The sequence below is a fragment of the Mariprofundus ferrooxydans PV-1 genome (assembly GCF_000153765.1).
GTDB lineage: Bacteria > Pseudomonadota > Zetaproteobacteria > Mariprofundales > Mariprofundaceae > Mariprofundus > Mariprofundus ferrooxydans.
Window position 1 is genome coordinate 1,232,284 of the sequence record NZ_DS022294.1, and the last position, 22,136, is coordinate 1,254,419.

Below are 22,136 nucleotides of genomic sequence, written 5' to 3' on the forward strand. Positions count from 1 at the left end.
GCCTCCGAAAACAGGTTTTGCAGTATACCTTTCCTGCCGTTTGTATCGCTCCAGTATAATAGTGTGCGGAAATAAATCGCAAGTTGTGTATGAGTAAGGCCGTGAACATAACCTGCAGGTACCTGTGCTCGCACGGTTGAAAGGGCGTAAGCCTTCGCCTATAGTCGTAACTTTCGTACGCGGGTTAATCCGCCTTTGAGGGGGGGATGATGTGGTATTATTGAACGCGCGTGAAGCCCAACTCTATGCCAGCAAGAAAAAAACGGGCAGAGGTGCAGAAGGCAAACGCGAGGCAGCCGAGCTGTTTCATCAGGCCAGAGAAGCGGCGGCAGACGGAAAACATGATCAGGCTGCATTGTGTTATGCGGTGCTGGCCCGGTTGTCATCATCCAATGCCCAGTTGGCGTTGCGTGCAGCACGCAGTTATCAGGAGGCAGGCCAGCGCCGGGATGCTGCACGCTGGTACCTGGAAACTGCCGAGCGCTATGCGGAGCAGTGCCAGACCACGCAGGCCATCGCCGTGTTGCGCCTGTATCGGGAACTGGCTCCTGATGAATATGATGGCCCGCGAAAGGTGTTCAATGTCTGTCAGGAGAGAGGGATGACGGGCAGTGGTCTGTTTGAGTTTTTGTTGCCGGTCGACCGGGCGAGGCTCTCGCTGCGTACCGATGACATGTTTGCAGCATTCGATGATGCCACCTTCGAAACGGCGCTGGATGCAATGGTTTCCCGTGATCTCGCCAAGGGTGATATGTTGACCCGTACCGGCGAGGCGGCTCATTCACTGTTCATTATTGTGCACGGCCGGGTTGATGGCTATCTGACACTTGCAGGCAAGCGGACGCATCTGGGACACATGGGTAGTGGAGAGATATGCAGTGCCGTACCCTATTTTACCGGCGGCCGCTGTGCCTCCGAGGTTACGGCAGCCGAAGAGACCCAGGTGCTTGAGCTGCCTTACAGTGTGCTGGATACGCTGCGGGAGAGATCCGAAGAGTTCAGTGCGCATCTTGAGGCCCTGTATCGCAGACATATTCTGGTTAAACAACTGGCGCTTGCACCGGTTCTGCGTCTGCTTGATGCGGAAACGCGCAAAATGATGGTTGAAAAAATGGAGGCGGTCTCACTCAAGGCGGGAGCGTTGCTGTTTCGGGAAAACGAAATCGGATGCGATCTATACCTGATACGCAGCGGGGCTATAGGGCTGAACCTGGATGTGAACGGTGAGGAGCGGCAGTTCAAGACCATGTGTACGGGTACGGTCGTCGGTGAAATCAGTATCTCCACCCGGGGCAGACGTACGGCTACAGCCCGCGCTATTTCTGACTGTCGGCTGCTCAAGCTCGATGGTGAAATCTATCGGCAGCTGTTTGAGCAGAGCGATCTGCTGCACAGTGAGTTGGATAAACGCCGCATTAAACAGGTGAACGAGGCCCGAGAATTCGTCAGGCAGCTGAATTTGACGGAGGGTGATGACACCTGCGAGTTGCTGCTCAAGGATATCTGGCGCGATTAATGAGGCGTGCCTGAGCCTGCTTTCGGTCGCGTAGCTTGGTCGTAGTGGTTGTGCATGCTAGCTTGCAGCGCATTACCATATTTCGGGAGCACCACCATCATGTTAAAAGTTCTGACCAGATTATTCGGTAGCCGCAATGAGCGTCTGCTCAAGCAGTATTGGCCTATTGTTGATCAGATTAATGCCTTTGAACCCGCTATCAAGGAACTCAGCGATGAAGCGCTGGCGGCAAAAACCGTCGAGTTCCGGCAACGTATTGCGGATGGTACGAGTCTGGATGATCTGTTGCCGGAAGCCTTTGCGGTGGTGCGTGAGGCATCATCACGCGTGCTCGGCATGCGCCATTTTGATGCGCAGATGATTGGTGGTGTGATTCTGCATCAGGGCAAGATTGCCGAAATGAAGACCGGCGAAGGTAAAACGCTGACGGCCACGCTGGCCGTCTATCTCAATGCGCTCTCCGGAAAAGGCGCGCATGTGGTGACGGTGAACGATTATCTGGCCCGTCGCGATGCTGCGATGATGGGGCGTCTGTACGGGTTTCTCGGCCTCTCTACCGGCGTGATTGTGCATGGCATAACCAGTGAAGAGCGGCGGGCGGCGTATGCGGCCGATATCTCCTACGGCACCAATAACGAATTCGGCTTTGATTACCTGCGCGACAATATGGCTTTTTCCCGTGAAGAGCTGGTCCAGCGCGGTTACAACTTCGCCATTGTGGATGAGGTGGATTCGATCCTGATCGATGAGGCGCGCACGCCGCTGATCATCTCCGGCCCTGCCGAGCAGGCCACCGAGCTGTATAATCAGGTGGATGCGCTGATCAAGCGGCTGGATGAGTCGGATTACGAAAAGGATGAGAAAGACAAGGTCGTTGCCTATACCGAAGCCGGGATGGAGCATATTGAAGAGCTCTTCCGTGAAGCGGGCCTGATGGATGAAGGTCAGTTGTACGACCCTGAGAACGTCAATCAGATGCATGCCGCAACCCAGTGTTTGCGTGCCAACACGCTGTTTACCCGTGAAGTCGATTACATCGTGCGTAATGATGAAGTGGTGATCATTGACGAATTCACCGGCCGCATGATGCCCGGCCGTCGTTACTCCGACGGACAACATCAGGCGCTGGAAGCCAAGGAAGGCGTGACCGTGCAGCCGGAAAACCAGACGCTCGCTTCGGTGACCTTCCAGAACTATTTCCGTATGTACGATACGCTGGCCGGTATGACCGGCACCGCGGATACCGAGGCCGAAGAGTTCCACAAGATTTACAAGCTGGAAGTGGTCATTGTGCCGACCAACAGGGATATGATCCGCAAGGATATGCCTGATCTGATTTATCGTGATACCGATGACAAGTTTGCTGCGATTATCGACGATATCGAAGTGACACACCGGACCGGCGCGCCGATTCTGGTCGGTACAACCTCAATCGATAAATCGGAGATCCTGTCGACGCTGCTCACCAAGCGCGGCATCGCGCATGAAGTACTCAATGCCAAACATCATGAGCGGGAAGCGGAAATCGTGGCTCAGGCCGGTCGCAAGGGCGTAGTTACGATTGCCACGAATATGGCCGGTCGAGGCACCGACATCATGCTCGGTGGTAATCCGGATATGCTGATCGACGCAATCGACGCCAAAATCACCGGCGAAGAGCGCGAGCGCAGGATCGAGGAAATTCGCGAGGCTTGCCGGGCTGAGCATGTCGAGGTCGTTGATGCAGGCGGCCTGCATATTGTCGGCACCGAGCGCCATGAATCCCGCCGTATCGATAACCAGCTGCGCGGTCGTTCCGGTCGTCAGGGCGATCCGGGCGTAACCCGCTTTTATCTCTCTCTTGAAGATGACCTGATGCGTATTTTCGGCGGCGAAAAAATGCAGGCCATGCTGACCAAAATGGGCTTTGAAAAGGGTGAGGCGATTGAGCATCCCTGGGTCACCAAGGCGATTGAAAATTCGCAGAAGAAGGTGGAAGGCCGCAACTTCGATATCCGCAAGCAGTTGCTGGAATACGATGACGTGATGAATCAGCAGCGTGATGTGATCTACTCGCAGCGTCGTGAATTGCTCGAAGCCGATGATGTGCATGACGTTATTGAAGATATGCAGCTTGAATATGCGACCCGTTTCGGTGCGCCATTCCTGGAAGGGCATACGGAAGAGTGGCAGCTCGACGAGATGGCGGCAGAGCTGAAGGAGAAGCTGACTATTGTCATTGATCCACATAGCTGGCTGGAGCTCGATGAGGTGGAGACATCGGAAGATATGATCGCGAAGTTGAGCGATGCCATGAAAGCCCATATGAGTGCGAAAGAGACGATGACCGGCGTTGAGCAGATGTACGGTTTTGAAAAATATCTGCTGCTGCAGGTGCTCGATCACCACTGGAAGGAGCACCTGCTGGCCATGGATCACCTGCGCCAGAGTGTGGGCCTGCGCGGCTATGCCCAGAAGCAACCGATTCAGGAGTACAAGCGCGAATCATTTGAACTGTTTGAAACTATGCTGGATAAGGTGCGCGAAGAGACGATGCTGGCTCTGCACCGGGTTCAGGTTGAACTGCCTGCGATGGAAGAGCCGCCTGTTGTCGAGACGGCACCGGTCACATACAGCCACAGGCTGGAAGAGGAACAGGAGAGCGAGGCTGCGCATACCTACAAGCGTGAAGAGCCCAAGGTGGGGCGCAACGATCCATGTCCGTGCGGCTCAGGCAAGAAATACAAGCAGTGCCATGGCAAGCGCTGATTGATTCCAATCACAAGGAAAACGTCGTATGGCTGTTAACACCCCTGAACTGGAAAAACCGCTGCCGGTACCCGGCTTTCGGGTCGGTACCGCATCATGCGGCGTAAAGTCGCCGGTCTTAAAGGGCAAGCGTCAGGACCTGACGCTGATTGTCGGTGAGGTTCCCTGCCATGCTGCAGGCGTATTCACCAAAAACAGGTTCCGTGCGGCCTGTGTACGGCAGGCTGAGGCAACGCTGGCAACCGATGCTGAACATGTTCGCGCCATTATTGCCAATGCAGGCAATGCCAATGCCGGACTTGGCGAGATGGAGTCGGTCTGGGCCGGGCAGCTGATCGAAGCCGGCGCAGCAGCAGCAGCTGTTTCCACCACTGCCGTGCTTTCCGCCTCTACCGGCGTGATCGGTACGCCGTTCCCGATCGAACGGATTCAGGCGAGTGTGCATGAAGCGGCCGACTCACTGGACGCGAACGGGTGGGAAGCCGCCGCCAATGCCATTCGTACCACCGATACCTTTGCCAAATGGTCTTCGGCAGAGGTCAGTATCGACGGGCAAACCTATACCCTGACCGGCATCGCCAAGGGCAGCGGAATGATTCACCCGAATATGGCTACGATGCTCGGCTTTGTTGCGACCGATGCGCCGATTGCCGCAAACGATCTGCAGGCCATGCTCCGGCGTGTCGCCGACCGTTCATTCAACTGCATCAGTGTTGATGGCGATACCTCGACCAATGACACGCTCTACCTGCTTGCCTCGGGCCTGGGGCTGGGTCATGCACCGCTTTCCGATACGTCGCTGTTTGAACAGGCGCTGACAGAGCTCTGTATTGAGCTGGCGCAGTTGATTGTGCGTGATGGTGAGGGCGTCACCAAATTCGTCACCATTGAAGTCACCGGTGCAGCGAGTGAAGCCGATGCTCGTACGATTGGCCGTGCCGTAGCCGTTTCACCGCTGGTTAAAACAGCATTTGCCGGCTCCGATGCCAACTGGGGTCGTATTCTCTCGGCCGTCGGCAATTCAGGTGTCGCTATCGATACCAACGCGATCACGCTGCTGGCCGACGATGTGTTGATGTTCAGGGATGGTAACCTGCATCCGGACTACCGGGATGCAGATGGCATGGCCGTATTTGCCAGACCTGAATTTTCCATTACGCTGGATGTCGGCATGGGCGATGCCTCAGCCACAGTCTGGACGGGCGACCTGACCCACGAATACATCACCATCAATGCGGAGTATCGCACCTGAAGTCCTGGTCGATTGCGCTGGCCGCAGCTTTTAACAGCAGTGGCGAGGTGTTGTTGTTAAAGCGGAGCACGGATCAGCATTGCGGTGGTCTGTGGTCATTTCCCGGCGGTAAAGTGGAGCAGGGCGAGTCGCCGCAAGCTGCGGCCATGCGTGAGTTGCAGGAGGAGACGGGGCTCACCGGCTTGACCTGGCAGAGCTTGGGTACACACAGCTTCACCTATCCTGATCGTTTGTTGCATTTTCAGCTGTTTGGCTGTTTGTGTGTATCCCTGACGAGCCTTGATTGCGAATCAGAACATGCATGGGTAGCCAGAGACAGGTTGGTTGATTACCCCATGCCGGCAGCCAACGGCGCACTGCTGGGGATGCTCGGAGCGTACCGGGTGTCAGTAAAAGATGGCAATCAGGATGAGGATCAGGATAGGGAATAAGATAGGCGCAAGCGATTTTACCCTGTCGAGCACGACCTCTCTGGAAGGGAGGCCTATTTTAGGCATGAGCATTTCAGCCGGGCCGAAGAGTTGCACGGCATCCCTTGACGATATGGCCTCCGCATTCGCCCAATACGTTTTGTCGGCCAGCACCTTCTCCCACGTCACAGAATGCTTTTGTGACGGAGCTTCGTTAGCCACTGCATCCTCTTTAATTGAAGCATCCGTGATAATGAAATCCTCGGTTGGCGGATAATATGATGCATCATCCAGCCGTTGTTCCCTGATCGCCCACCAGCCGCACTGCGGGCACTCCGCGAGACTGGTTATAATCACGGGAGTGGTGGCTGTTTGATGAAAGATCCGGGAAGCCCCAGAATGATCCACCTCACGCGTCGTCAGGGCACTGTAGCAGGATGGACACCTTTTGAGTTCCAGTTTTTTTCTGCTCAGAGACATGATGTTAAAACAAACGGTTTTCATGCTTTCTCCTGCCCTGCATAGATATTTAGTCTGGCAACCATGTAGGTTCCCTTGTTTCTTTGTAACGAAGGTGCAGCGCCGGATAAAAAAGCGCTCCGGGCGGATGTGCTCCGGTTTTATGCGTGGCGCGCTCCGAGTATGATGATCGCAGCACCGAGCATGCAGACCGTCGCACCCACCCAGTCAGTCAAAGTAGGACGGATTGCATCAGTCATCCACAGCCACAACAGAGCTACGCCGATATAAACACCGCCGTAAGCGGCATAAGTGCGACCAGCCGCATATGGATGCAGCGTCAATAGCCAGGCAAAGGCGGCCAGGCTAGCGGCCGCAGGTAGCAGCAGCCAGACGGGTTTACCCTGCTTTAGCCATAGCCATGGCAGATAACAGCCGATGATCTCAGTCAGTGCCGTGACGACAAACAGGCTGAATGTTTTGAGTATATCCATGCCCTGTCTACGCGTCTGACCGGTTTATGCCATCAAAAATTCAAGCAACCCTTTCTGTGCATGCAGGCGATTTTCCGCCTCTGTCCAGACAACCGATTGTGCGCCATCGATCACATCCGCACTGACTTCCTCGCCGCGATGGGCCGGCAGGCAGTGCATGAACAGGGCATCGGGGCCGGCATAAGACATGGTCCGCGCATCGACACAAAATCCGGCAAAGGCCTTGACGCGCTCTGCCTGCTCGTCCTCCTGGCCCATGGAGGCCCATACATCGGTGGTGACCAGGTCGGCATTGGCAACCGCTTCCAGAGGATCATCTGTCAGCGTCACATCGGCACCCAGGGCGCGAGCCGCCGACAGCGTCTTGTCATCCGGGCAGTAGCCAGGCGGGCATGCGATACGTAACTGATAACCGAAAGTGACAGCGCCATTAATCCATGAGTGGGCCATATTGTTGCCGTCGCCAACCCAGGCCACTGTTTTCCCCTCAATAGAGCCGCGCTGCTCTTCATAGGTGAATACATCGGTCAGGATTTGGCAGGGGTGGGTGAGATCGGTCAGTCCGTTGATAACAGGGACCGAGGAGTACTCCGCAAAACGCTGAATGGTATCGTGGGCGAAAGTGCGGATCATCACGCCATCAACCATGCCGGAAAGGACGCGGGCGGAATCCTCAACGGGCTCACCGCGGCCGAGTTGTGTGGTTGCCGAGTGCAGGAAAAGGGCGTGGCCGCCGAGCTGATACATGCCCACTTCGAAAGAGACGCGAGTGCGCGTACTGGCCTTGTCGAAAATCATTGCCAGTGTTTTACCTTCCAGTGGCCGGAACGCCTTGCCTTCCCTGAGTTTGCGCTTCATCTTTTCTGCACGCTTGAGGATATGGCGCGCTTCATCCGGTGTGATATCCAGCAGGGTTAAGAAGTGCTTCATAATGTGTTCTCCATAGCGGTGGCCAGCTTTTGCAGCGCTTCATCCACCTCTGCTTCGCTGACATTCAATGGCGGCAACAAACGCAGTACCTGCGGCCCTGCAGCCAGAACCAGCAGGCCTGCAGCGCGTGCTGCGGCAATCAGCGGGGCAACATCCACATTCAGTGAAGCGCCGATTAGCAGCCCCTGGCCGCGAATATCACCCATGCCCGGGAAACGAGCGGCCATGGCGGTCAGGCCCGAGCGCAGCTGTGCGCTGCGCGCCCGCACATTGTCCAGCAGGGCGGTAGTTTCAATTTCATCAAGCACGGTCAGTGCTGCCGTGCAGGAGAGCGGATTGCCGCCGAAGGTGGAACCGTGCGAGCCCGGTCCGAATGAGGTGGCCACACCCTCTCTGGCCAGCATCGCGCCGATCGGTACACCGCCGCCAAGTCCCTTGGCCAGTGTCAGGATATCAGGAACGATACCCGCCTGTTCAAAGGCGAACATCGTACCGCAGCGACCAATGCCGGTTTGTACCTCATCAAGCAACAGCAGCAGTCCGTGTTCATCGCAGAGTCTGCGTACGGCCTGCAGATATTCCGCATCGGCAAGGTTGACACCGCCTTCGCCCTGTAACGGCTCCAGCAGAATGGCCGCCGTATGCTCGTTCACCGACTGTTTCAGGGCTTCGATGTCATTGAGCGGCACATGTATGAATCCCGGCGGTAGCGGGTCAAAGCCTGTTTTTACCTTCTCCTGACCGGTAGCGGTCAGAGTCAGCAGAGTGCGCCCGTGAAATGATTGATGGGCGGTAATAATCGTACGACGAGTGGAACCCTGGTCGTAAAAATACTTGCGTGCCAGCTTTATGGCGGCCTCATTGGCTTCAGCACCGGAATTGCAGAAAAAGGCGCGTTCCAGGCCGGAGAGCTGTGTCAGCCGCGCAGCCAGCTGCTGCTGGGTGGGAATATGAAACAGATTGGAGCAATGCAACATCGTGCCGGCTTGTGCAGACAGCGCAGCGGTCAGTTTCGGATGGGCATGGCCGAGCGTGTTGACGGCAATGCCGGAAATAAAATCCAGGTATGCATTGCCGGCATCGTCCCAGACGCGTGTGCCTGCGCCGCGCACGAGCGTTAACGGGAATCTGGCATAGGTATTCATGACTGCGTTCATGAGGGCATACTAGGAATTTGTCGGGTTTAGGCAATTCGTGGCGGCGGAGGCAATCAGGGGCAGTGATGACGGGCAGAATTTGTCATCGTAACGACAGGCTTCTAGTGTACTGGCATGAGCGTTATGGAATCAGCCACACGTACCCGTATCAAGGTATGCGGCATTACCCGTCTGGAAGATGCACTGGAAGCATCGCATCTCGGCGTGGATGCCCTCGGCTTTGTATTCTATAAGCGCTCACCGCGTTATATCGATCCGCAGAAAGCTGCTGCGATTCTGCGCCAGTTACCGCCGTTTGTTTCGGCTGTCGGCCTGTTTGTGAATCCGTCACAGGATGAAGTTGATACGGTTCTCTCCAGTTGCCCGGTGGGTGTGATTCAGTTGCATGGTGATGAGACGCCGGAGTTTTGTCAGGCGCAGTCGCGGCGGGTGTTGAAGGCAGTGGCTGTCAGTTCCGCCGAAGACCTGAAGCGGGCAAGTCGTTACAACTGCCCGATCCTGCTCGATGCCAAGGCGCCACCCGGTGTCTATGGCGGTACGGGGACCCGTTTTGACTGGTCGCTGCTCAGAGACTACAGGCATGACTATCCGATTTCTCTGGCCGGCGGACTGAATGCGGAGAATGTGCAGGATGCACTGGCTGTTCGCCAATGGTTTGCGCTGGATGTATCCTCCGGCGTTGAAGTTTCGCCGGGGATCAAGGATGCCGGTAAGATGCGTACATTTATTGCAGCTGTGAACGGCTGTAGCAAGTAAGATCAAGGAGTTAGTGTGAGCCGTTTACCCGAGGCCAGCCCGGAGCACCCGCTTTATCATTTTGATATTACCCACGCCCCCGATGCGGGTGGCCATTTCGGACGTTTCGGAGGTCGCTTTGCCGCCGAGACCCTGATGCAGCCGCTGAAGGAGATCGAGGAGGCATTCTATGCCGCCTGGGCCGACCCGGAATTTCACCGGGAGCGTCTGGATCTATTGAAGAACTACGTCGGTCGTGCCACGCCGCTCTATCATGCCGAGCGGTTGACGAAGCTGACAGGCGGAGCGCAGATCTATCTCAAGCGCGAGGATCTGAATCATACCGGTGCGCATAAAATCAATAACACGATCGGCCAGGGCCTGCTGGCCAGACGCATGGGCAAGAAACGCGTGATCGCCGAAACAGGCGCCGGTCAGCACGGCGTAGCTACGGCTACAGTGGCAGCGATGTTCGGTATGCAGTGCGATATTTATATGGGTCGTGAGGACATGGCGCGGCAGATGCCCAATGTACTGCGCATGCGCCTGCTCGGCGCAAATGTAATTCCCGTCGATTCGGGCACGGCTACGCTGAAAGATGCGGTTAATGAGGCGTTGCGCAATTGGGTGGCGAGCTGTGAAAACACCTTCTATATCTTCGGTACTGCGGCCGGCCCGCACCCCTATCCGCTGCTGGTGCGTCAGTTTCATACAGTCATCGGACAGGAGGCGCGCGCACAGATTCTCGAGCAGGCAGGACGTCTGCCTGATGTGGCTGTTGCCTGTGTGGGCGGCGGCTCCAATGCGATGGGGCTGCTGCACCCCTTCCGCGATGATGCGGATGTACGGCTGGTGGCGGTGGAAGCAGCCGGTCACGGACTAAACAGTGGCAAGCATGCAGCCTCACTGGCGGCCGGGAAAGCCGGTATTCTGCACGGCAACCTGACCTTCCTGCTGGAAGATGATGAGGGGCAGGTGTTGCCCACGCACAGTATTTCAGCCGGTCTCGACTATCCGGGAGTCGGTCCTGAGCTGGCATTGATGCTGGAAGAGGGGCGTCTGGAACTGGAAGCGACGACGGACGATGATGCACTGGCTGCGCTGCAGCAGCTGACGCGCTGCGAAGGGATTATCCCGGCGCTGGAGTCCAGCCACGCGCTGGCTGCCGGTTGCCGTATAGCCGCAGGCATGCGCCCGGATCAGATCATGATTATCAATCTGTCGGGACGCGGTGACAAGGATATGGACAATGTATTCAAGCATCTGGGCTGGCTGGAGGATGCACGATGAGCGCACGTCTCGGGCAGGTATTTGAGCGCTGCAGGGCGCAGGGCAGATCGGCGCTGGTGGGTTATCTGACGGCCGGCGATCCGAATCCGGCAGAGAGTCGGGAGTTGTTGCTGGCGCTGGCGGCGCATTGCGACATTATCGAAATCGGCATGCCGTTTTCCGATCCGATGGCGGATGGGCCGGTGATTGAAGCGGCGAGTGTGCGTGCTCTGGCTGCAGGGACGCATATCAACGATGTTTTCGAGCTGACCCGCGCCGTACGTGAGGCCAATCCCGATATAGGGATTGTCCTGATGGGGTATGCGAATGTGCCTTATGCCATGGGCTTTGATCTGTTTTCGGAGCGGGCGGCTGCAGTCGGTGCTGACGGGGTATTGATTGTCGATATACCGCCGGAAGAGGGTGCAATCTGCGATGATGCATTCAGGGCGCACGGCCTTGATCGTATTCTGCTGTTGTCGCCGACATCACCGGATGAGCGCATTCGTCTGGCTTGTGCCGAGGGCAGCGGCTTTATCTATTATGTCTCCCTGACCGGCATTACCGGCGCGGACATGGGGGAGGTTGCCGATATCCGTAGCAGTGTAGCGCACATTAAGACGATGACCGATCTGCCGATCTGTGTCGGTTTTGGTATTAAAACACCGGAGCAGGCCAGTGCGGTTGCAAGCTTTGCCGATGGTGTCGTGGTGGGCAGTCATTTCGTCAATCAGATTGCAGGCGACGGTGATGTGCATGAAGCGGCCGGGGCACTGGCAGCTTCGGCAGCCGCGATGCGGGCAGTGATGGGCGGGGAGCAGGTTTGAGGCTGAAGGTTCTCGGATGCTACGGCGGGCAACTGCTGGGCTTTCGTCTGACATCGTTTCTGATTAACGACTCTATTTTGCTTGATGCAGGTTCTCCCACCGAGGTATTGTCGCTGGAACAGCAGCACGATATTCGCCATATCTGTTTGTCGCATACACACCTGGACCATATCAAGGATATTGCCTTTCTGGCCGATAATCGTGCATTAAAGCGGATGGGCGGCAGCATTGAGAATCGCACGATCCGGATTCACTCGCTGGCGGAGAATAACCAGATACTGCAGCAGCATTTTTTCAACGAAAAGATATGGCCGGATTTTACCCGTATCCCGGCTAAAGATGATGCCATTCTGAAGCTGGTTGATATTGAGCCGGAGCAGCCCTTTGTTGTTGACGACATCACGATTACGGCGATCCGGGTCAACCATCCGGTGCCATGCACCGGTTTTCTGGTCGATGATGGCATCAGTCAGCTGATTTACAGCGCCGATACCGGCAATACCGATCGGCTCTGGGAGATTGCCAACGCCCAACCGAACCTGAAAGCGGTGATACTGGACTGCTCATTTCCCAATGCCTATCAGCATCTGGCTGATATCAGCGGGCATATGACGCCGCAGGGAATGATGCGGGACCTGCAAAAATTCGCGTTACTTGGTAAGGTTCCGGTCTACCTGTATCATATGAAGCCGGAAACGCTGAATGTTATGACTGCGGAAGTGGAGATGCTGAACGTGACGCATTTGCGCATGCTGACGCAGGTGGATGAGTTACTGATTTGAGGGGTGGCAGCGCAAGCAGTCATCGATGTGCAGGGACGATACGACCCTTATTCAATATTGCCGGAGGCCTGCCATGAGCTGGTTCACGCGCCTGATAGAAGCGCCAAAAAATATACTCAAGCCCAGTGATTCCGGATCGCCGGAAGGGCTGTGGGTGAAGTGCCCGAACTGCTCGGTTGCGCTGTTCAATAAAGACCTGCTGCGCAGCAGCATGGTGTGCGGCAAGTGTAATTATCATCTGCGCATGAACGCCGGCCAGCGTGCCGGGCTGTTATTTGATGAGGGCAGTTTTGAGGAACAGGACGCCGCGCTGCGCTCGGAAGATCCGCTCTCGTTCAAGGATCAGAAGCGCTATAAGGATCGCACCAAGGATGCCGCCAAAAAAGCGGGCCCTGAAGATTCGGTGCGTAACTACATTGGTGATATCCAGGGGCGCACAATTTCTGCTTCGATCTTTGAATTCGCTTATATGGGCGGCAGCATGGGGTCGGTGGCCGGCGAGAAGATTGTGCGCGGCATGGAACATGCGCTGGAGCGGGGGTGCCCCTATCTGCTGGTCACAGCATCCGGCGGCGCACGCATGCAGGAGGGGGTGCTGGCGCTGATGCAGATGGCTAAAACATCCTCCACGGTCAATCAGCTCAATGATGCAAAACTGCCCTTTATCTGCCTGCTCACCGACCCGACCATGGGCGGCGTTTCAGCCTCGGTTGCCTGGCTGGGCGATGTGGTGCTTGCCGAGCCCAATGCGCTGATCGGTTTTGCCGGGCCGCGCGTGATTCAGGAGACCGTCGGTCAGAAGCTGCCGGAAGGCTTTCAGCGTTCGGAGTTTCTGCTTGAGCACGGCTTGATTGATGACGTGGTGGATCGCCGTGAACTGCGCGATTATCTGGCAACACAGTTAAATCATCTGTGCGACAGGCCGTACCGCCAGCCGGCCTGACGCCTGAACGACAAGCCGCTATATATTGAGGCATGGCTGGAGCAGTTGGGCCAGCCATCCGCCGACCGGGACTATCTGCCGGGACACGAGCGCATGCAGGCGCTGCTCTCCGGCATTCGCCAGCACCGGCCGCGCCTGCGTATCCGTATTGCCGGTACCAACGGCAAGGGCTCGACCGCTTTTATGCTGGCTGCGGCACTGCAATCAGCCGGGCTTACGGTCGGATTGTACACCTCCCCGCATATCCTGCGTTTTAATGAGCGCATCCGCATTCAGGGTGAACCGGTGTCCGATGCGCTGTTGCTTGCCGCCATGCAGCGGCTGATGCCGGCAGCACTCGATGCTGGAGCTTCCTACTTTGAAACCGCGACGGCGCTGGCGCTGGATTTGTTTGCTGCTGCCGGCGTTGATGTAGAGATTCTCGAGGCCGGTGTCGGTGCAAGGCTCGATGCCACCACGGCCGTCCCGGCCGATATGGCGCTGATCACGCCGATAGGGCTGGATCATCAGGCGTGGCTGGGTGAGACGGTCGCGGCGGTGGCCTCTGAAAAAGCTTTTGTTATGCAAGGATGTCGTTGGAGTATCAGTGCCCCGCAAACAGAGGCGGTGGTGGCTGTGCTCAATGCCTTTAATCCACTTGTGAAATACTGTGATATCCTCCACTGGCGAGAGCTGGCGGTTGCAGGCGTGCATCAACAGATCAATGCATCGCTGGCTTATGCTGCAGCAGAGCAGTTGCAGGAGATACTGCCGGAGATGGACATAGATATCGCGCGCGAGGCGATTGCCGCCTGCGATGTGTCCGGTCGTTTGCAGCTTGTTCAGGTCGGCGACGCCCGCGTCTGGCTGGATGCCGCGCATAACAGGCATGCGATTGAGGCGCTGCTGCCCGGCTTAAGCGCGCTGGCCGATCCCTTTGATGCTATCCTTGTGTTTACCCGTGAGGATCGCTCTCTGGAGCAGGAGCTGGCGCTACTTTCCCCTTATGCGCGTGAGATCGTCCACAGTCGTGGTGAGGCCGATACAGCCCTCCGCGCACTGCGTCAGGCCATCGAGCAATATCCGCACGGCTCATTTCTGGTGCTCGGCTCTTTTATCACCGTTGCCGCTATACTCAGAGTCTATGCCGACTGAGCTCTGGAGGGCTTCTGTCAACAAGATAAGGGATGCTACCCTGTTCGACAGCCACCACAGGCTCAGGCGTTGCGCCGTTGCTGCGGGGCGTTTTTCTCCGATGAAAAGTTGTCTGTCAGACCGGCCCGAAGGGCGTTTATTTCTAGGAGAGATGCGGGATAGCTGATACCATTAATGCCTGCAAGTCAGGCACGCTTGCACTATATTTCAGCAGCCGTGGATTTGAAGTGCCAGTTTTAGTTGATTTTGCTGCTGTTTTTGGTGGCCTCAATATTGCTCTCTGAATGAATCCGGGCTGGGGGCGATATTGATTGAGGTGAGCATGCATGCAGATTTACAGCAATTTTTAAGCCATTCACTGTATCCGGTGTACCAACCTATTCTGGATATAAAAAAACAGGTTGTTATTGGTCTGGAATCTTTAACCAGGTCAACTGACGGTGTATCTCCGCTGGAGTTGTTTGCCGAGGCAGCTGAGCACAACATGCTGCTTTCCTTTGACCGCTCATGCAGGAGTGCTGCGCTGTCGCAATTCCGCGACCTGGGTGAGTGTAGCCGGGACAGACTGCTGTTTCTGAATATTGATGTCTCTGCACTGGATGATGCTGACTCTGTTGCCGGCTGGATTATCGAACAGGTAAAGATCAACGGGCTTGCAAATAGTCAGGTGGCGCTGGAAATTGTTGAATCGAAGGTGGAGTCCACAGCCAAACTGATCGATTTTGTGAACCGGCACAGGCAGGCGGGCTTTCTGATTGTGCTCGATGATTTTGGCGAGAGCCACTCTAATTTGAATCGGGTGGTGCAGTTAAAGCCGGATATCATCAAAATCGACAAGGCTCTGATCCGGGACATTCAAACGGATTATTATAAACAGAGTATCGTACAGGCCATTGTCAGCCTTTCGAATAAAATCGGTGCAATTACTCTGGCGGAAGGTGTTGAAACCAGAGATGAGCTGTTTGTCTGTTATGAAATGGGAATCCAGTTATATCAGGGGTATTACTTTTCCAGACCCAAACAACCGAGTGAGTTTCCCTTGTTTGAGTGCATGGAGGCGCTCGAGCACTTGCTGCCTGAACTCAATGAGCACATAGCGGCCGGTATTCAGCGTGTACAACGCGAGAATCTGCAGTATAACAGCATCAGTGCCGACATTATCAGCAGACTACACAGCACGAATGAGAGCGCCGAAGTAGTGGCGCGATGGATTATGCAGGCGCACGTCCATATTGACTGTGTGTACCTGCTTAACGAGCAGGGCATCCAGATCAGCAAAACAGTATGCAGGACACGTTCTGAAACGGTTCACCCGCTGTTTTCGCCTTCAGATGAGGCGGCGGATCACTCCTACAAGGAGTATTATTACTATCTGAAATATCTGGGCACCAATCGCTATATATCGGAGCCTTATATCTCGCTTGCTACAGGCAATATATGCCGAACAGTATCATCGCGATTTATCCATCAGGGAGGTGTATGTATCCTCTGTGTTGACTTTAGCGTCTGATTCGAAGGCGACCAACAAAGATCAGCTAAACTTCTTACGCATGGCGATTAATTGGGTGTTCTCCCACAGGTGCTTGTCGTAGAAGCGCCTGGCCGGCTCATTATCCAGCTCGGTTAGCAGTTGCAGGCGGGTCATGTGCTGTTGCTGGGCAACCTTTTCAATGGCATCAAGCAGGATGCCGCCTATACCCCTACCGCGCCATGCTTCTCTTACCACCAGGTCTTCGACCATGCCGACCGTGCCGCCTTCAGCGGTGGAGACCAGTGGTTGCAGGGTGCACATGCCGACGATGTCGTTTTTGATCACGGCAACCAGCAGCGTGGCTTCATCGTTAGCCATCAGCTCCGCCAGTCCCTGACGCTGGCGGCGGACATCGGGTGTGAAGTCGACCTCAATCGTGAACAGCTCACCGAGCAGGCTGGTCATGCCGGCCAGGTCGGCAGTCGTGGCAGTGCGGATCTCCACCGTACCGTTCATCTTCAGTTTGCGAGTCATTTTTCGGATCGTATTTTTGGGCACGGTCGCTCCTGAGATAGGCATCAGTTGGATAGCTGCATCATAAGCGAGGCGAGCGGCAGATGCTATCCCTCAGTGAAGTATCGCTCCTCAACGAGATGACGCCCGCAAGCTGAGGAGGTAAGGGCACGCAATATCACATGTTAAATGCAAAGCTTGGCCCCGGAAATCATTTTTGGGTCAGCGAGTTCTCCCAAAGCTTTACCTGGTTGCGGCCATTCTGTTTGGCCGTGTACATGGCGATATCTGCCTGTTCGACCGAGATTTCGACGCTGGTGTTCGCATCAATGGCGGCGATGCCGACCGAGACAGTTATGCGCACAGGCAGCTTGTCGATCTCTATGATCGTGTCCTCGACATACTTTCGCACGCGCTCGGCAACCAGCAGCGCCGATTCCACGGCGGTGTTGGGGAATACAGCGACGAACTCCTCGCCGCCGTAGCGGAATAGCTTGTCGTAGGGGCGCAGTCCCTTGAGCAGGGTTGAGGCGATGCTTGTCAGGACATGATCTCCCATTTTGTGGCCGTACTGATCGTTTACCTGCTTGAAGAAATCGAGGTCCAGCATGGCGATCGAGCAGCTGTTGACGCCGCGCGCCACCAGTTCCTGCTGTTCGTGCAGGAAGGCCATCATGCCGAAGCGGTTGTAGGCTCCGGTTAGTGGGTCGAGGTTGTTCAGGTCGCCCTCAATTTCATGTTTCAGTGAAAACAGCAGCAAGCGCATCCGCTGCAGGGTGTTGGCGAACTCGTCGAAGACATGTACGTCGATAGGCTTTGCCTCCGCCATGGAGACCTGCAGCAATCCCGAAACCCGTTCGTGCAACAGCTGGTGCTCATGTTCGATGGAGGCGAAGGTGGGGTGGCTGCGCAGGGCAGGGCTGGAGTACTGGTAATACCACTGCCCGAAACGGCACTGTTTGTAAGCATCCTTTTCCAGGTCGCGCTGGTCGGGGGGGAGCTTGCAGATCAGGGTGCGCTCCAGTTGGGCATACCACTGGTCATGGTTATCAATTGCCTGATCGATCTGGATCAGGATTCCGTCCAGCTCCTTGTGGTCAACATCCAGCATAACTCCTCCGGCCTGCACCTTGCGCACTCAAATGTACGCTATTCGGTAGGCAAATGTCCATGCTTGTGTGGCAATCAGCGGCAAGCTGTTTACCTGGCCAACGGCACGTCCTCCGACAGTTAGCTATTGATGATTGGCTGAAAGCCAGCGCTCGTTAACAGATAACGGTGATCCCATTCTATTGTTGCCGGATTTACCCGGGTTGGGAGCCCGAGCCGGACTCATAAACTCTGGTGCGTGACAGTGAATGAAGAGGCAGAAAAGCAAAAAGGCGCCTTCCTCTTTGCCTGTAGGAAGGCGCCTTCGGACGTGATCACTGATATCACTGAAGATGCTTATCATGTACTCAGCAATAGCGGTGCCAGAACTTTTTGGTGCAAACAGGGGTCATCAAGGATCTTTGTGGCTGTTATTTATGCATTCGCCGCCTGCCAAATATGCACAGAGGTGTGGAGCTGTTCGTTATCTCCGTTATTCAAAACGGAGAATAAATGCGTTATAGTAAGCCATTCGCATCTGATGTGATGCCGTTGAAACAAAGGGGCGAGCCGATGAGCGACCCATTGCAAAAGCTACAGCATCGACTGGAAGCCGCGCAACGCGCGCTGGCCGGGGCTGAATCTCGTTGCACCCGCCAGGCTGCCGAACACCGTGATGCCCTCGAAGCATCCGAGAATGCACGCAGGCAAGCCGAGCAGGAACTCAAGTTGCTGCGCACCCTGCTCGATAACTCCAGCGATGCCATCGAAGTGATTGATCCGGTCAGCTTTCGTTTTCTGGACGTAAACGAAACGGAGTGCCGGGAGCTCGGCTACAGCCGGGAAGAGTTGCTTTCCCTGCATATTTTCGACATTGACCCGGAATTCAGTGAAGTGGCAGCGAAACATATTGAAGAGGAGCTTAATCAGGTGAGCGGCGTGCGCTTCGACAGCGTACATCGGCGTAAGGACGGCTCGACCTTCCCTGTGGAAGTCAGCGCAAAGCAGGTCAAAACCGACAGGCCTTATCTGTTCTGTATCGCACGCGATATTTCCGTGCGCAAATTGTTGGAGAGTGAGCGGCAAATAAACGAGAAGCGGCTGTTGCTGGCGATTCAATGCGGCCAGATGGGGGTGTGGGAGCTTGATCTGGTTGATCACACCGCGAACACATCATTGGAGCTCGGTCATATCTTTGGTTACACATCGCAAGAATCGGAGTGGAGCTTTAAGTTGTTTCTCGAACATGTCCTTCCCGAAGATCGTTCCGAAGTGAGTCGCCTCTTTCATGAGGCCATCGCCAGGCAGACTGACTGGCATTGCGAGTGTCGGATACGTCGTACTGATGGTGAGCTACGCTGGATAACGGTTCGCGGCAGGCACTGGCATGACAGCGAGGGCGTGGTGCAGCGCATGATCGGCATCGTGCAGGACATTACCGAGCGCAAGTTGGCGGTCCAAGCCGTGATAGCAAGCGAGAGGAGGTTTCGCAATCTGGTCGAATCGCTGTCTGACTGGGTCTGGGAGGTCGATGAGCAGGGTCGGTATATTTACTGCAGCCCCAATGTCAGGGATCTGTTGGGCTATGAGCCTGCAGAGCTGATCGGCAAATCACCACTGGAGCTGATGCCGGCGGCGGAAGCGGCAAGAGTGGCCGAGATCTTTGGAACGGCACTCTCGGAAAGAAGTCATCTGAAAGATCTGGTCAATATTAATCTGCACAAGGATGGGCACGAAGTTGTCATGGAAACCAGCGGTGCTCCTGTTGTTGATGCCGACGGTACGTTCCGGGGCTACCGCGGAATTGATCGCGACATTACTGATCGGAAGGAGCTGGAGCGGGAGCTGGAAAGCCAGGCACGTACCGATGTGCTGACCGGACTTAATAATCGGCGCTATTTCTTTGAACTGGCGGAGCTTGAACTGGCTCGCGCAAAACGTCATGGCAACCAGTTCTCTCTGCTGATGCTGGATGTGGATCATTTCAAGTTGTTTAACGACAGCTACGGACACCATATCGGGGATCGGGTGCTGCAGAAGCTGAGCGAGGTCTGCATGCACACCCTGCGCGAGATCGACTTGTCGGGGCGTATCGGTGGCGAAGAGTTTGCCATTATGTTGCCGGAAACACGGGGTGACCGTGCGATGGAAGTGGCTGAGCGTCTGCGGCTGGCCATTGCCGGTGCGCCGGTGCTATTGGAGCAGCAATCTACATTCGTTCACTTTACGGTCTCAATCGGCGTAACCTCTCTTGTGGCGGCGGGCAGGCAGGTAGATGACCTGCTCAAACGTGCGGATGATGCCTTGTATGCGGCTAAAAACGCCGGGCGTAATCAGGTATGCAAAAAAGATGAGAGTTGAGTCATGTTGCAAGCATATGTCTGGGAGAGAGGCAGGATGTTGTATACAGGTGAGGCTTTCTGAGCGACGGGAATTGAATGCATTTCGATATATGCCCGGATGGCGTGAGTTTTCTAAACAGCAGTAGCATTGATGATCGGGAACTCGGTGTGTGTGAAGATTTGATTGCCGGGCGTTAGCAGCCCGTTTTTGTGCGATGTGGCAAAGCGTTTTCATTTTCTCGCACAGCGATAGCATGAGGCAATGAGCTCGATAGATACAACATATGATAGTGCACAGACATGGTTCGATGCAGCGATGGAGCGTGGTACAACGCTCGATCCCGAGTTGATCCGTCAACGTCAGGCTATTGCCGACGCACATAACGCCTGTAACGATATTTGCGATACCACGATGCTGGCCGATCAGCAGTTATATATTCAGGGTTATATGGAGCTGGAAGAGTATCAGCGTTATCTGCTTCTCAAGCACGGTAAGCCGTAACGCTGTACTGGCTGTGCAGCGTATAACGACAGCGGAGGCTGCCTGTTGATCAGTGGATTTGAACCGGAGTTGTTCGTCTATGGCCTGCTGCTCGGTCTCTGCGCAGGGGCGTTGGCCGGCACGCTGGCAGGGCTTGCCGGTGTCGGCGGCGGGCTGATTTATGTGCCGTTGTTTTATGCCTGCCTGCCTGCAGAGGGAGGCGGCATGGCCCTGTATATCTTTGCCAGTTTGGCGGCGATTGTGATGACCGGTTTTTTTTCCGCCCGTGCGCACTGGCGTCTGGGGCATGTGGATAAAAGGATGCTCATCTCATTGCTGCCGGGGTTGATGATCGGGGCGGGGCTTGGCTTGTGGAGTACGTTGCGACTGCCGGAAGAGGCGATTCTGCTGGCCTTGGCAGCGCTCGACGGCTGGGTTGCACGGGATTATGGCCGGCAGATACCTGCAGGTCCACAACATGGCCCTTCACCGGCGCTGATTTCAGGGCCGATCGGTTATATCTCCGGAGCATTGGGAATCGGCGGCGGCACCATGCTGGTGCCGCTGTTGCGGAGACACGCGCCATTGCGCTTTGCTGTGGGAACATCCGCAGCTTGCGGATTTGTTATGGCTGCTACCGCCGTATTGACGAATCTGCTGGTCGAATCCGATTGGCAAGCACTGCTGTCGAAACATGGATCCAGCCTTGCGGGTGTCTGGCTGGGTATTGCACTGGTGCTGCCCTTTTGTAGTGGCTGGTCGGCTCGTCTGCATGCGGATATGGGCGAAGAGAGTTTGCGCATTCTGCTCAAATCGGTATTTATACTGCTGGCATGCTCACTGCTGATCGCCGCACTCATCGCCCGGATGCATACTCCGGCCTGAATCGGCCTGTTTCTGGTATTTTTAGGAGGGCGCGCTATGCTGCCGCTTTACTGGCAATGGAGGGGAAATGTCCATCAAATCGGATAAATGGATTCGCCGCATGGCGCGTGAACAAGGCATGATCGAGCCGTTTGTAGACGGGCAGGTCAAAAAGAAGGAGGACGGTACAGGTATCGTCTCCTACGGACTCTCCTCTTACGGTTACGATGTCCGCTGTGCCGACGAGTTCAAGGTATTTACCAATATCAATTCGGCGATTGTCGACCCGAAGAATTTCTGTCCCAGCTCCTTTGTCGATATCCAGTCGGACGTCTGCATTATTCCGCCCAACTCATTCGCACTGGCCCGGACGGTGGAGTACATGCGTATTCCGCGTCAGGTGCTGACCATCTGCCTCGGCAAATCGACCTATGCCCGTTGCGGTATTATCGTTAATGTCACGCCGCTGGAGCCGGAGTGGGAGGGGCATGTCACGCTGGAGTTCTCCAATACCACACCGCTGCCTGCCAAGATCTACGCCGGAGAGGGCGTGGCCCAGTTCCTGTTTCTGGAATCTGACGAGGAGTGCGAAACCTCCTACAGAGATAAAGCGGGTAAATATCAGGGGCAAACCGGCGTGACGGTGCCGAAGCTGTAAGGACGCGAGCGATATGAAATTATCCGAGATTCTGGCTGCGGCAGATAAACCGCTGATCTCCT

At 55.7% G+C, this 22,136-nt stretch carries 21 protein-coding genes; 15 read left to right on the top strand and 6 right to left on the bottom strand.

Annotation, left to right across the window (positions count from 1 at the left end; translation table 11 throughout):
• Window positions 1–211 precede the first annotated feature (211 nt).
• The 4 genes from SPV1_RS05625 (at window position 212) to SPV1_RS05640 (ending at window position 5,947) form a co-directional block, all read left to right on the top strand.
• The gene (locus SPV1_RS05625; RefSeq protein WP_009850168.1) at window positions 212–1,516 is read left to right on the top strand and encodes a cyclic nucleotide-binding domain-containing protein; all 1,305 of its coding nucleotides are present in this window, start codon (window positions 212–214) and stop codon (window positions 1,514–1,516) included.
• 99 nt (window positions 1,517–1,615) lie between these two features.
• Window positions 1,616–4,264 (top strand): preprotein translocase subunit SecA, encoded by a 2,649-nt coding sequence (gene secA, locus SPV1_RS05630; RefSeq protein ID WP_009850169.1) that lies wholly within the window; start codon window positions 1,616–1,618, stop codon window positions 4,262–4,264.
• A gap of 28 nt (window positions 4,265–4,292) precedes the next feature.
• Window positions 4,293–5,516, top strand: coding sequence for a bifunctional glutamate N-acetyltransferase/amino-acid acetyltransferase ArgJ (gene argJ, locus SPV1_RS05635; RefSeq protein ID WP_009850170.1), 1,224 nt, complete (start codon window positions 4,293–4,295; stop codon window positions 5,514–5,516).
• Window positions 5,517–5,533: 17 nt separating this feature from the next.
• On the top strand, window positions 5,534–5,947 hold the full coding sequence (locus SPV1_RS05640) for an NUDIX domain-containing protein (protein ID WP_081441968.1): 414 nt from the start codon (window positions 5,534–5,536) through the stop codon (window positions 5,945–5,947).
• On the opposite strand, the gene SPV1_RS05645 is transcribed toward SPV1_RS05640, so the two are convergent.
• From SPV1_RS05645 to SPV1_RS05660, 4 genes are all read right to left on the bottom strand, one after another.
• Window positions 5,903–6,430 carry a hypothetical protein gene (locus SPV1_RS05645; protein WP_040881517.1) on the bottom strand — a complete coding sequence of 176 codons (528 nt, stop codon included), beginning with the start codon at window positions 6,428–6,430 and terminating at the stop codon, window positions 5,903–5,905. The two genes, SPV1_RS05640 and SPV1_RS05645, sit on opposite strands and share 45 nt — an antisense overlap.
• A 116-nt stretch (window positions 6,431–6,546) precedes the next feature.
• The gene (locus SPV1_RS05650; RefSeq protein WP_009850172.1) at window positions 6,547–6,879 is read right to left on the bottom strand and encodes a YnfA family protein; all 333 of its coding nucleotides are present in this window, start codon (window positions 6,877–6,879) and stop codon (window positions 6,547–6,549) included.
• A 24-nt stretch (window positions 6,880–6,903) separates the two neighbouring features.
• On the bottom strand, window positions 6,904–7,809 hold the full coding sequence (gene argF / locus SPV1_RS05655) for an ornithine carbamoyltransferase (protein ID WP_009850173.1): 906 nt from the start codon (window positions 7,807–7,809) through the stop codon (window positions 6,904–6,906).
• Window positions 7,806–8,966, bottom strand: a complete 1,161-nt coding sequence (locus tag SPV1_RS05660) for an acetylornithine transaminase (RefSeq protein WP_009850174.1) — start codon at window positions 8,964–8,966, stop codon at window positions 7,806–7,808. The genes argF and SPV1_RS05660 overlap by 4 nt, the downstream gene beginning before the upstream one ends.
• Window positions 8,967–9,080: 114 nt before the next feature.
• Here SPV1_RS05660 and SPV1_RS05665 point away from each other — a divergent pair, with 114 nt between their 5' ends.
• The 7 genes from SPV1_RS05665 to SPV1_RS05695 all read left to right on the top strand — a co-directional run bounded on the left by SPV1_RS05665 (window position 9,081) and on the right by SPV1_RS05695 (window position 16,166).
• A complete protein-coding gene (locus SPV1_RS05665; RefSeq protein WP_009850175.1) occupies window positions 9,081–9,722 on the top strand; it encodes a phosphoribosylanthranilate isomerase in 642 nt (213 codons plus the stop codon).
• A 15-nt stretch (window positions 9,723–9,737) separates the two neighbouring features.
• Complete coding sequence (trpB, locus tag SPV1_RS05670) at window positions 9,738–10,991, top strand: tryptophan synthase subunit beta (protein WP_009850176.1); 1,254 nt, start codon at window positions 9,738–9,740, stop codon at window positions 10,989–10,991.
• Entirely contained in the window at window positions 10,988–11,797 is an 810-nt protein-coding gene (trpA, locus tag SPV1_RS05675) for a tryptophan synthase subunit alpha (RefSeq protein ID WP_009850177.1), read from the top strand. Before trpB ends, trpA begins: the two co-directional genes overlap by 4 nt.
• Window positions 11,794–12,579, top strand: coding sequence for a 3',5'-cyclic-nucleotide phosphodiesterase (locus SPV1_RS05680; protein WP_009850178.1), 786 nt, complete (start codon window positions 11,794–11,796; stop codon window positions 12,577–12,579). The genes trpA and SPV1_RS05680 overlap by 4 nt, the downstream gene beginning before the upstream one ends.
• A 73-nt stretch (window positions 12,580–12,652) precedes the next feature.
• Window positions 12,653–13,522, top strand: coding sequence for an acetyl-CoA carboxylase, carboxyltransferase subunit beta (accD, locus tag SPV1_RS05685; protein WP_009850179.1), 870 nt, complete (start codon window positions 12,653–12,655; stop codon window positions 13,520–13,522).
• A 45-nt stretch (window positions 13,523–13,567) separates the two neighbouring features.
• On the top strand, window positions 13,568–14,656 hold the full coding sequence (locus SPV1_RS05690) for a bifunctional folylpolyglutamate synthase/dihydrofolate synthase (protein ID WP_009850180.1): 1,089 nt from the start codon (window positions 13,568–13,570) through the stop codon (window positions 14,654–14,656).
• A 322-nt stretch (window positions 14,657–14,978) separates the two neighbouring features.
• Window positions 14,979–16,166, top strand: coding sequence for an EAL domain-containing protein (locus SPV1_RS05695; RefSeq protein WP_040881520.1), 1,188 nt, complete (start codon window positions 14,979–14,981; stop codon window positions 16,164–16,166).
• A 21-nt stretch (window positions 16,167–16,187) separates the two neighbouring features.
• On the opposite strand, the gene SPV1_RS05700 is transcribed toward SPV1_RS05695, so the two are convergent.
• Both SPV1_RS05700 and SPV1_RS05705 read right to left on the bottom strand, forming a co-directional pair.
• On the bottom strand, window positions 16,188–16,661 hold the full coding sequence (locus tag SPV1_RS05700; RefSeq protein ID WP_009850182.1) for a GNAT family N-acetyltransferase: 474 nt from the start codon (window positions 16,659–16,661) through the stop codon (window positions 16,188–16,190).
• A 190-nt stretch (window positions 16,662–16,851) separates the two neighbouring features.
• Entirely contained in the window at window positions 16,852–17,751 is a 900-nt protein-coding gene (locus SPV1_RS05705; RefSeq protein ID WP_018293814.1) for a diguanylate cyclase, read from the bottom strand.
• Between the two features lie 491 nt (window positions 17,752–18,242).
• On the opposite strand from SPV1_RS05705, the gene SPV1_RS05710 reads away from it, so the two are divergent.
• The 4 genes from SPV1_RS05710 to dcd all read left to right on the top strand — a co-directional run bounded on the left by SPV1_RS05710 (window position 18,243) and on the right by dcd (window position 22,074).
• Window positions 18,243–20,090 (top strand): sensor domain-containing diguanylate cyclase, encoded by a 1,848-nt coding sequence (locus SPV1_RS05710; protein ID WP_009850184.1) that lies wholly within the window; start codon window positions 18,243–18,245, stop codon window positions 20,088–20,090.
• Window positions 20,091–20,333: 243 nt separating this feature from the next.
• Window positions 20,334–20,573, top strand: a complete 240-nt coding sequence (locus tag SPV1_RS05715) for a hypothetical protein (RefSeq protein WP_009850186.1) — start codon at window positions 20,334–20,336, stop codon at window positions 20,571–20,573.
• Between the two features lie 45 nt (window positions 20,574–20,618).
• Window positions 20,619–21,437, top strand: a complete 819-nt coding sequence (locus SPV1_RS05720) for a sulfite exporter TauE/SafE family protein (protein WP_009850187.1) — start codon at window positions 20,619–20,621, stop codon at window positions 21,435–21,437.
• 67 nt (window positions 21,438–21,504) lie between these two features.
• Complete coding sequence (dcd, locus tag SPV1_RS05725) at window positions 21,505–22,074, top strand: dCTP deaminase (RefSeq protein ID WP_009850188.1); 570 nt, start codon at window positions 21,505–21,507, stop codon at window positions 22,072–22,074.
• Window positions 22,075–22,136 lie beyond the last annotated feature (62 nt).

What these genes read in the sequence shown, in the direction of transcription:
- secA (WP_009850169.1), top strand. Translation starts at nt 1,616, where the DNA reads ATGTTAAAAGTTCTGACCAGATTATTCGGTAGCCGCAATGAGCGTCTG.
- argJ (WP_009850170.1), top strand. Translation starts at nt 4,293, where the DNA reads ATGGCTGTTAACACCCCTGAACTGGAAAAACCGCTGCCGGTACCCGGC.
- SPV1_RS05645 (WP_040881517.1), bottom strand. Translation starts at nt 6,430, where the DNA reads ATGAAAACCGTTTGTTTTAACATCATGTCTCTGAGCAGAAAAAAACTG.
- SPV1_RS05650 (WP_009850172.1), bottom strand. Translation starts at nt 6,879, where the DNA reads ATGGATATACTCAAAACATTCAGCCTGTTTGTCGTCACGGCACTGACT.
- argF (WP_009850173.1), bottom strand. Translation starts at nt 7,809, where the DNA reads ATGAAGCACTTCTTAACCCTGCTGGATATCACACCGGATGAAGCGCGC.
- SPV1_RS05660 (WP_009850174.1), bottom strand. Translation starts at nt 8,966, where the DNA reads ATGAACGCAGTCATGAATACCTATGCCAGATTCCCGTTAACGCTCGTG.
- SPV1_RS05665 (WP_009850175.1), top strand. Translation starts at nt 9,081, where the DNA reads ATGAGCGTTATGGAATCAGCCACACGTACCCGTATCAAGGTATGCGGC.
- trpA (WP_009850177.1), top strand. Translation starts at nt 10,988, where the DNA reads ATGAGCGCACGTCTCGGGCAGGTATTTGAGCGCTGCAGGGCGCAGGGC.
- accD (WP_009850179.1), top strand. Translation starts at nt 12,653, where the DNA reads ATGAGCTGGTTCACGCGCCTGATAGAAGCGCCAAAAAATATACTCAAG.
- SPV1_RS05695 (WP_040881520.1), top strand. Translation starts at nt 14,979, where the DNA reads ATGCATGCAGATTTACAGCAATTTTTAAGCCATTCACTGTATCCGGTG.
- SPV1_RS05700 (WP_009850182.1), bottom strand. Translation starts at nt 16,661, where the DNA reads ATGACTCGCAAACTGAAGATGAACGGTACGGTGGAGATCCGCACTGCC.
- SPV1_RS05705 (WP_018293814.1), bottom strand. Translation starts at nt 17,751, where the DNA reads ATGCTGGATGTTGACCACAAGGAGCTGGACGGAATCCTGATCCAGATC.
- SPV1_RS05710 (WP_009850184.1), top strand. Translation starts at nt 18,243, where the DNA reads ATGCGTTATAGTAAGCCATTCGCATCTGATGTGATGCCGTTGAAACAA.
- SPV1_RS05715 (WP_009850186.1), top strand. Translation starts at nt 20,334, where the DNA reads ATGAGCTCGATAGATACAACATATGATAGTGCACAGACATGGTTCGAT.
- dcd (WP_009850188.1), top strand. Translation starts at nt 21,505, where the DNA reads ATGTCCATCAAATCGGATAAATGGATTCGCCGCATGGCGCGTGAACAA.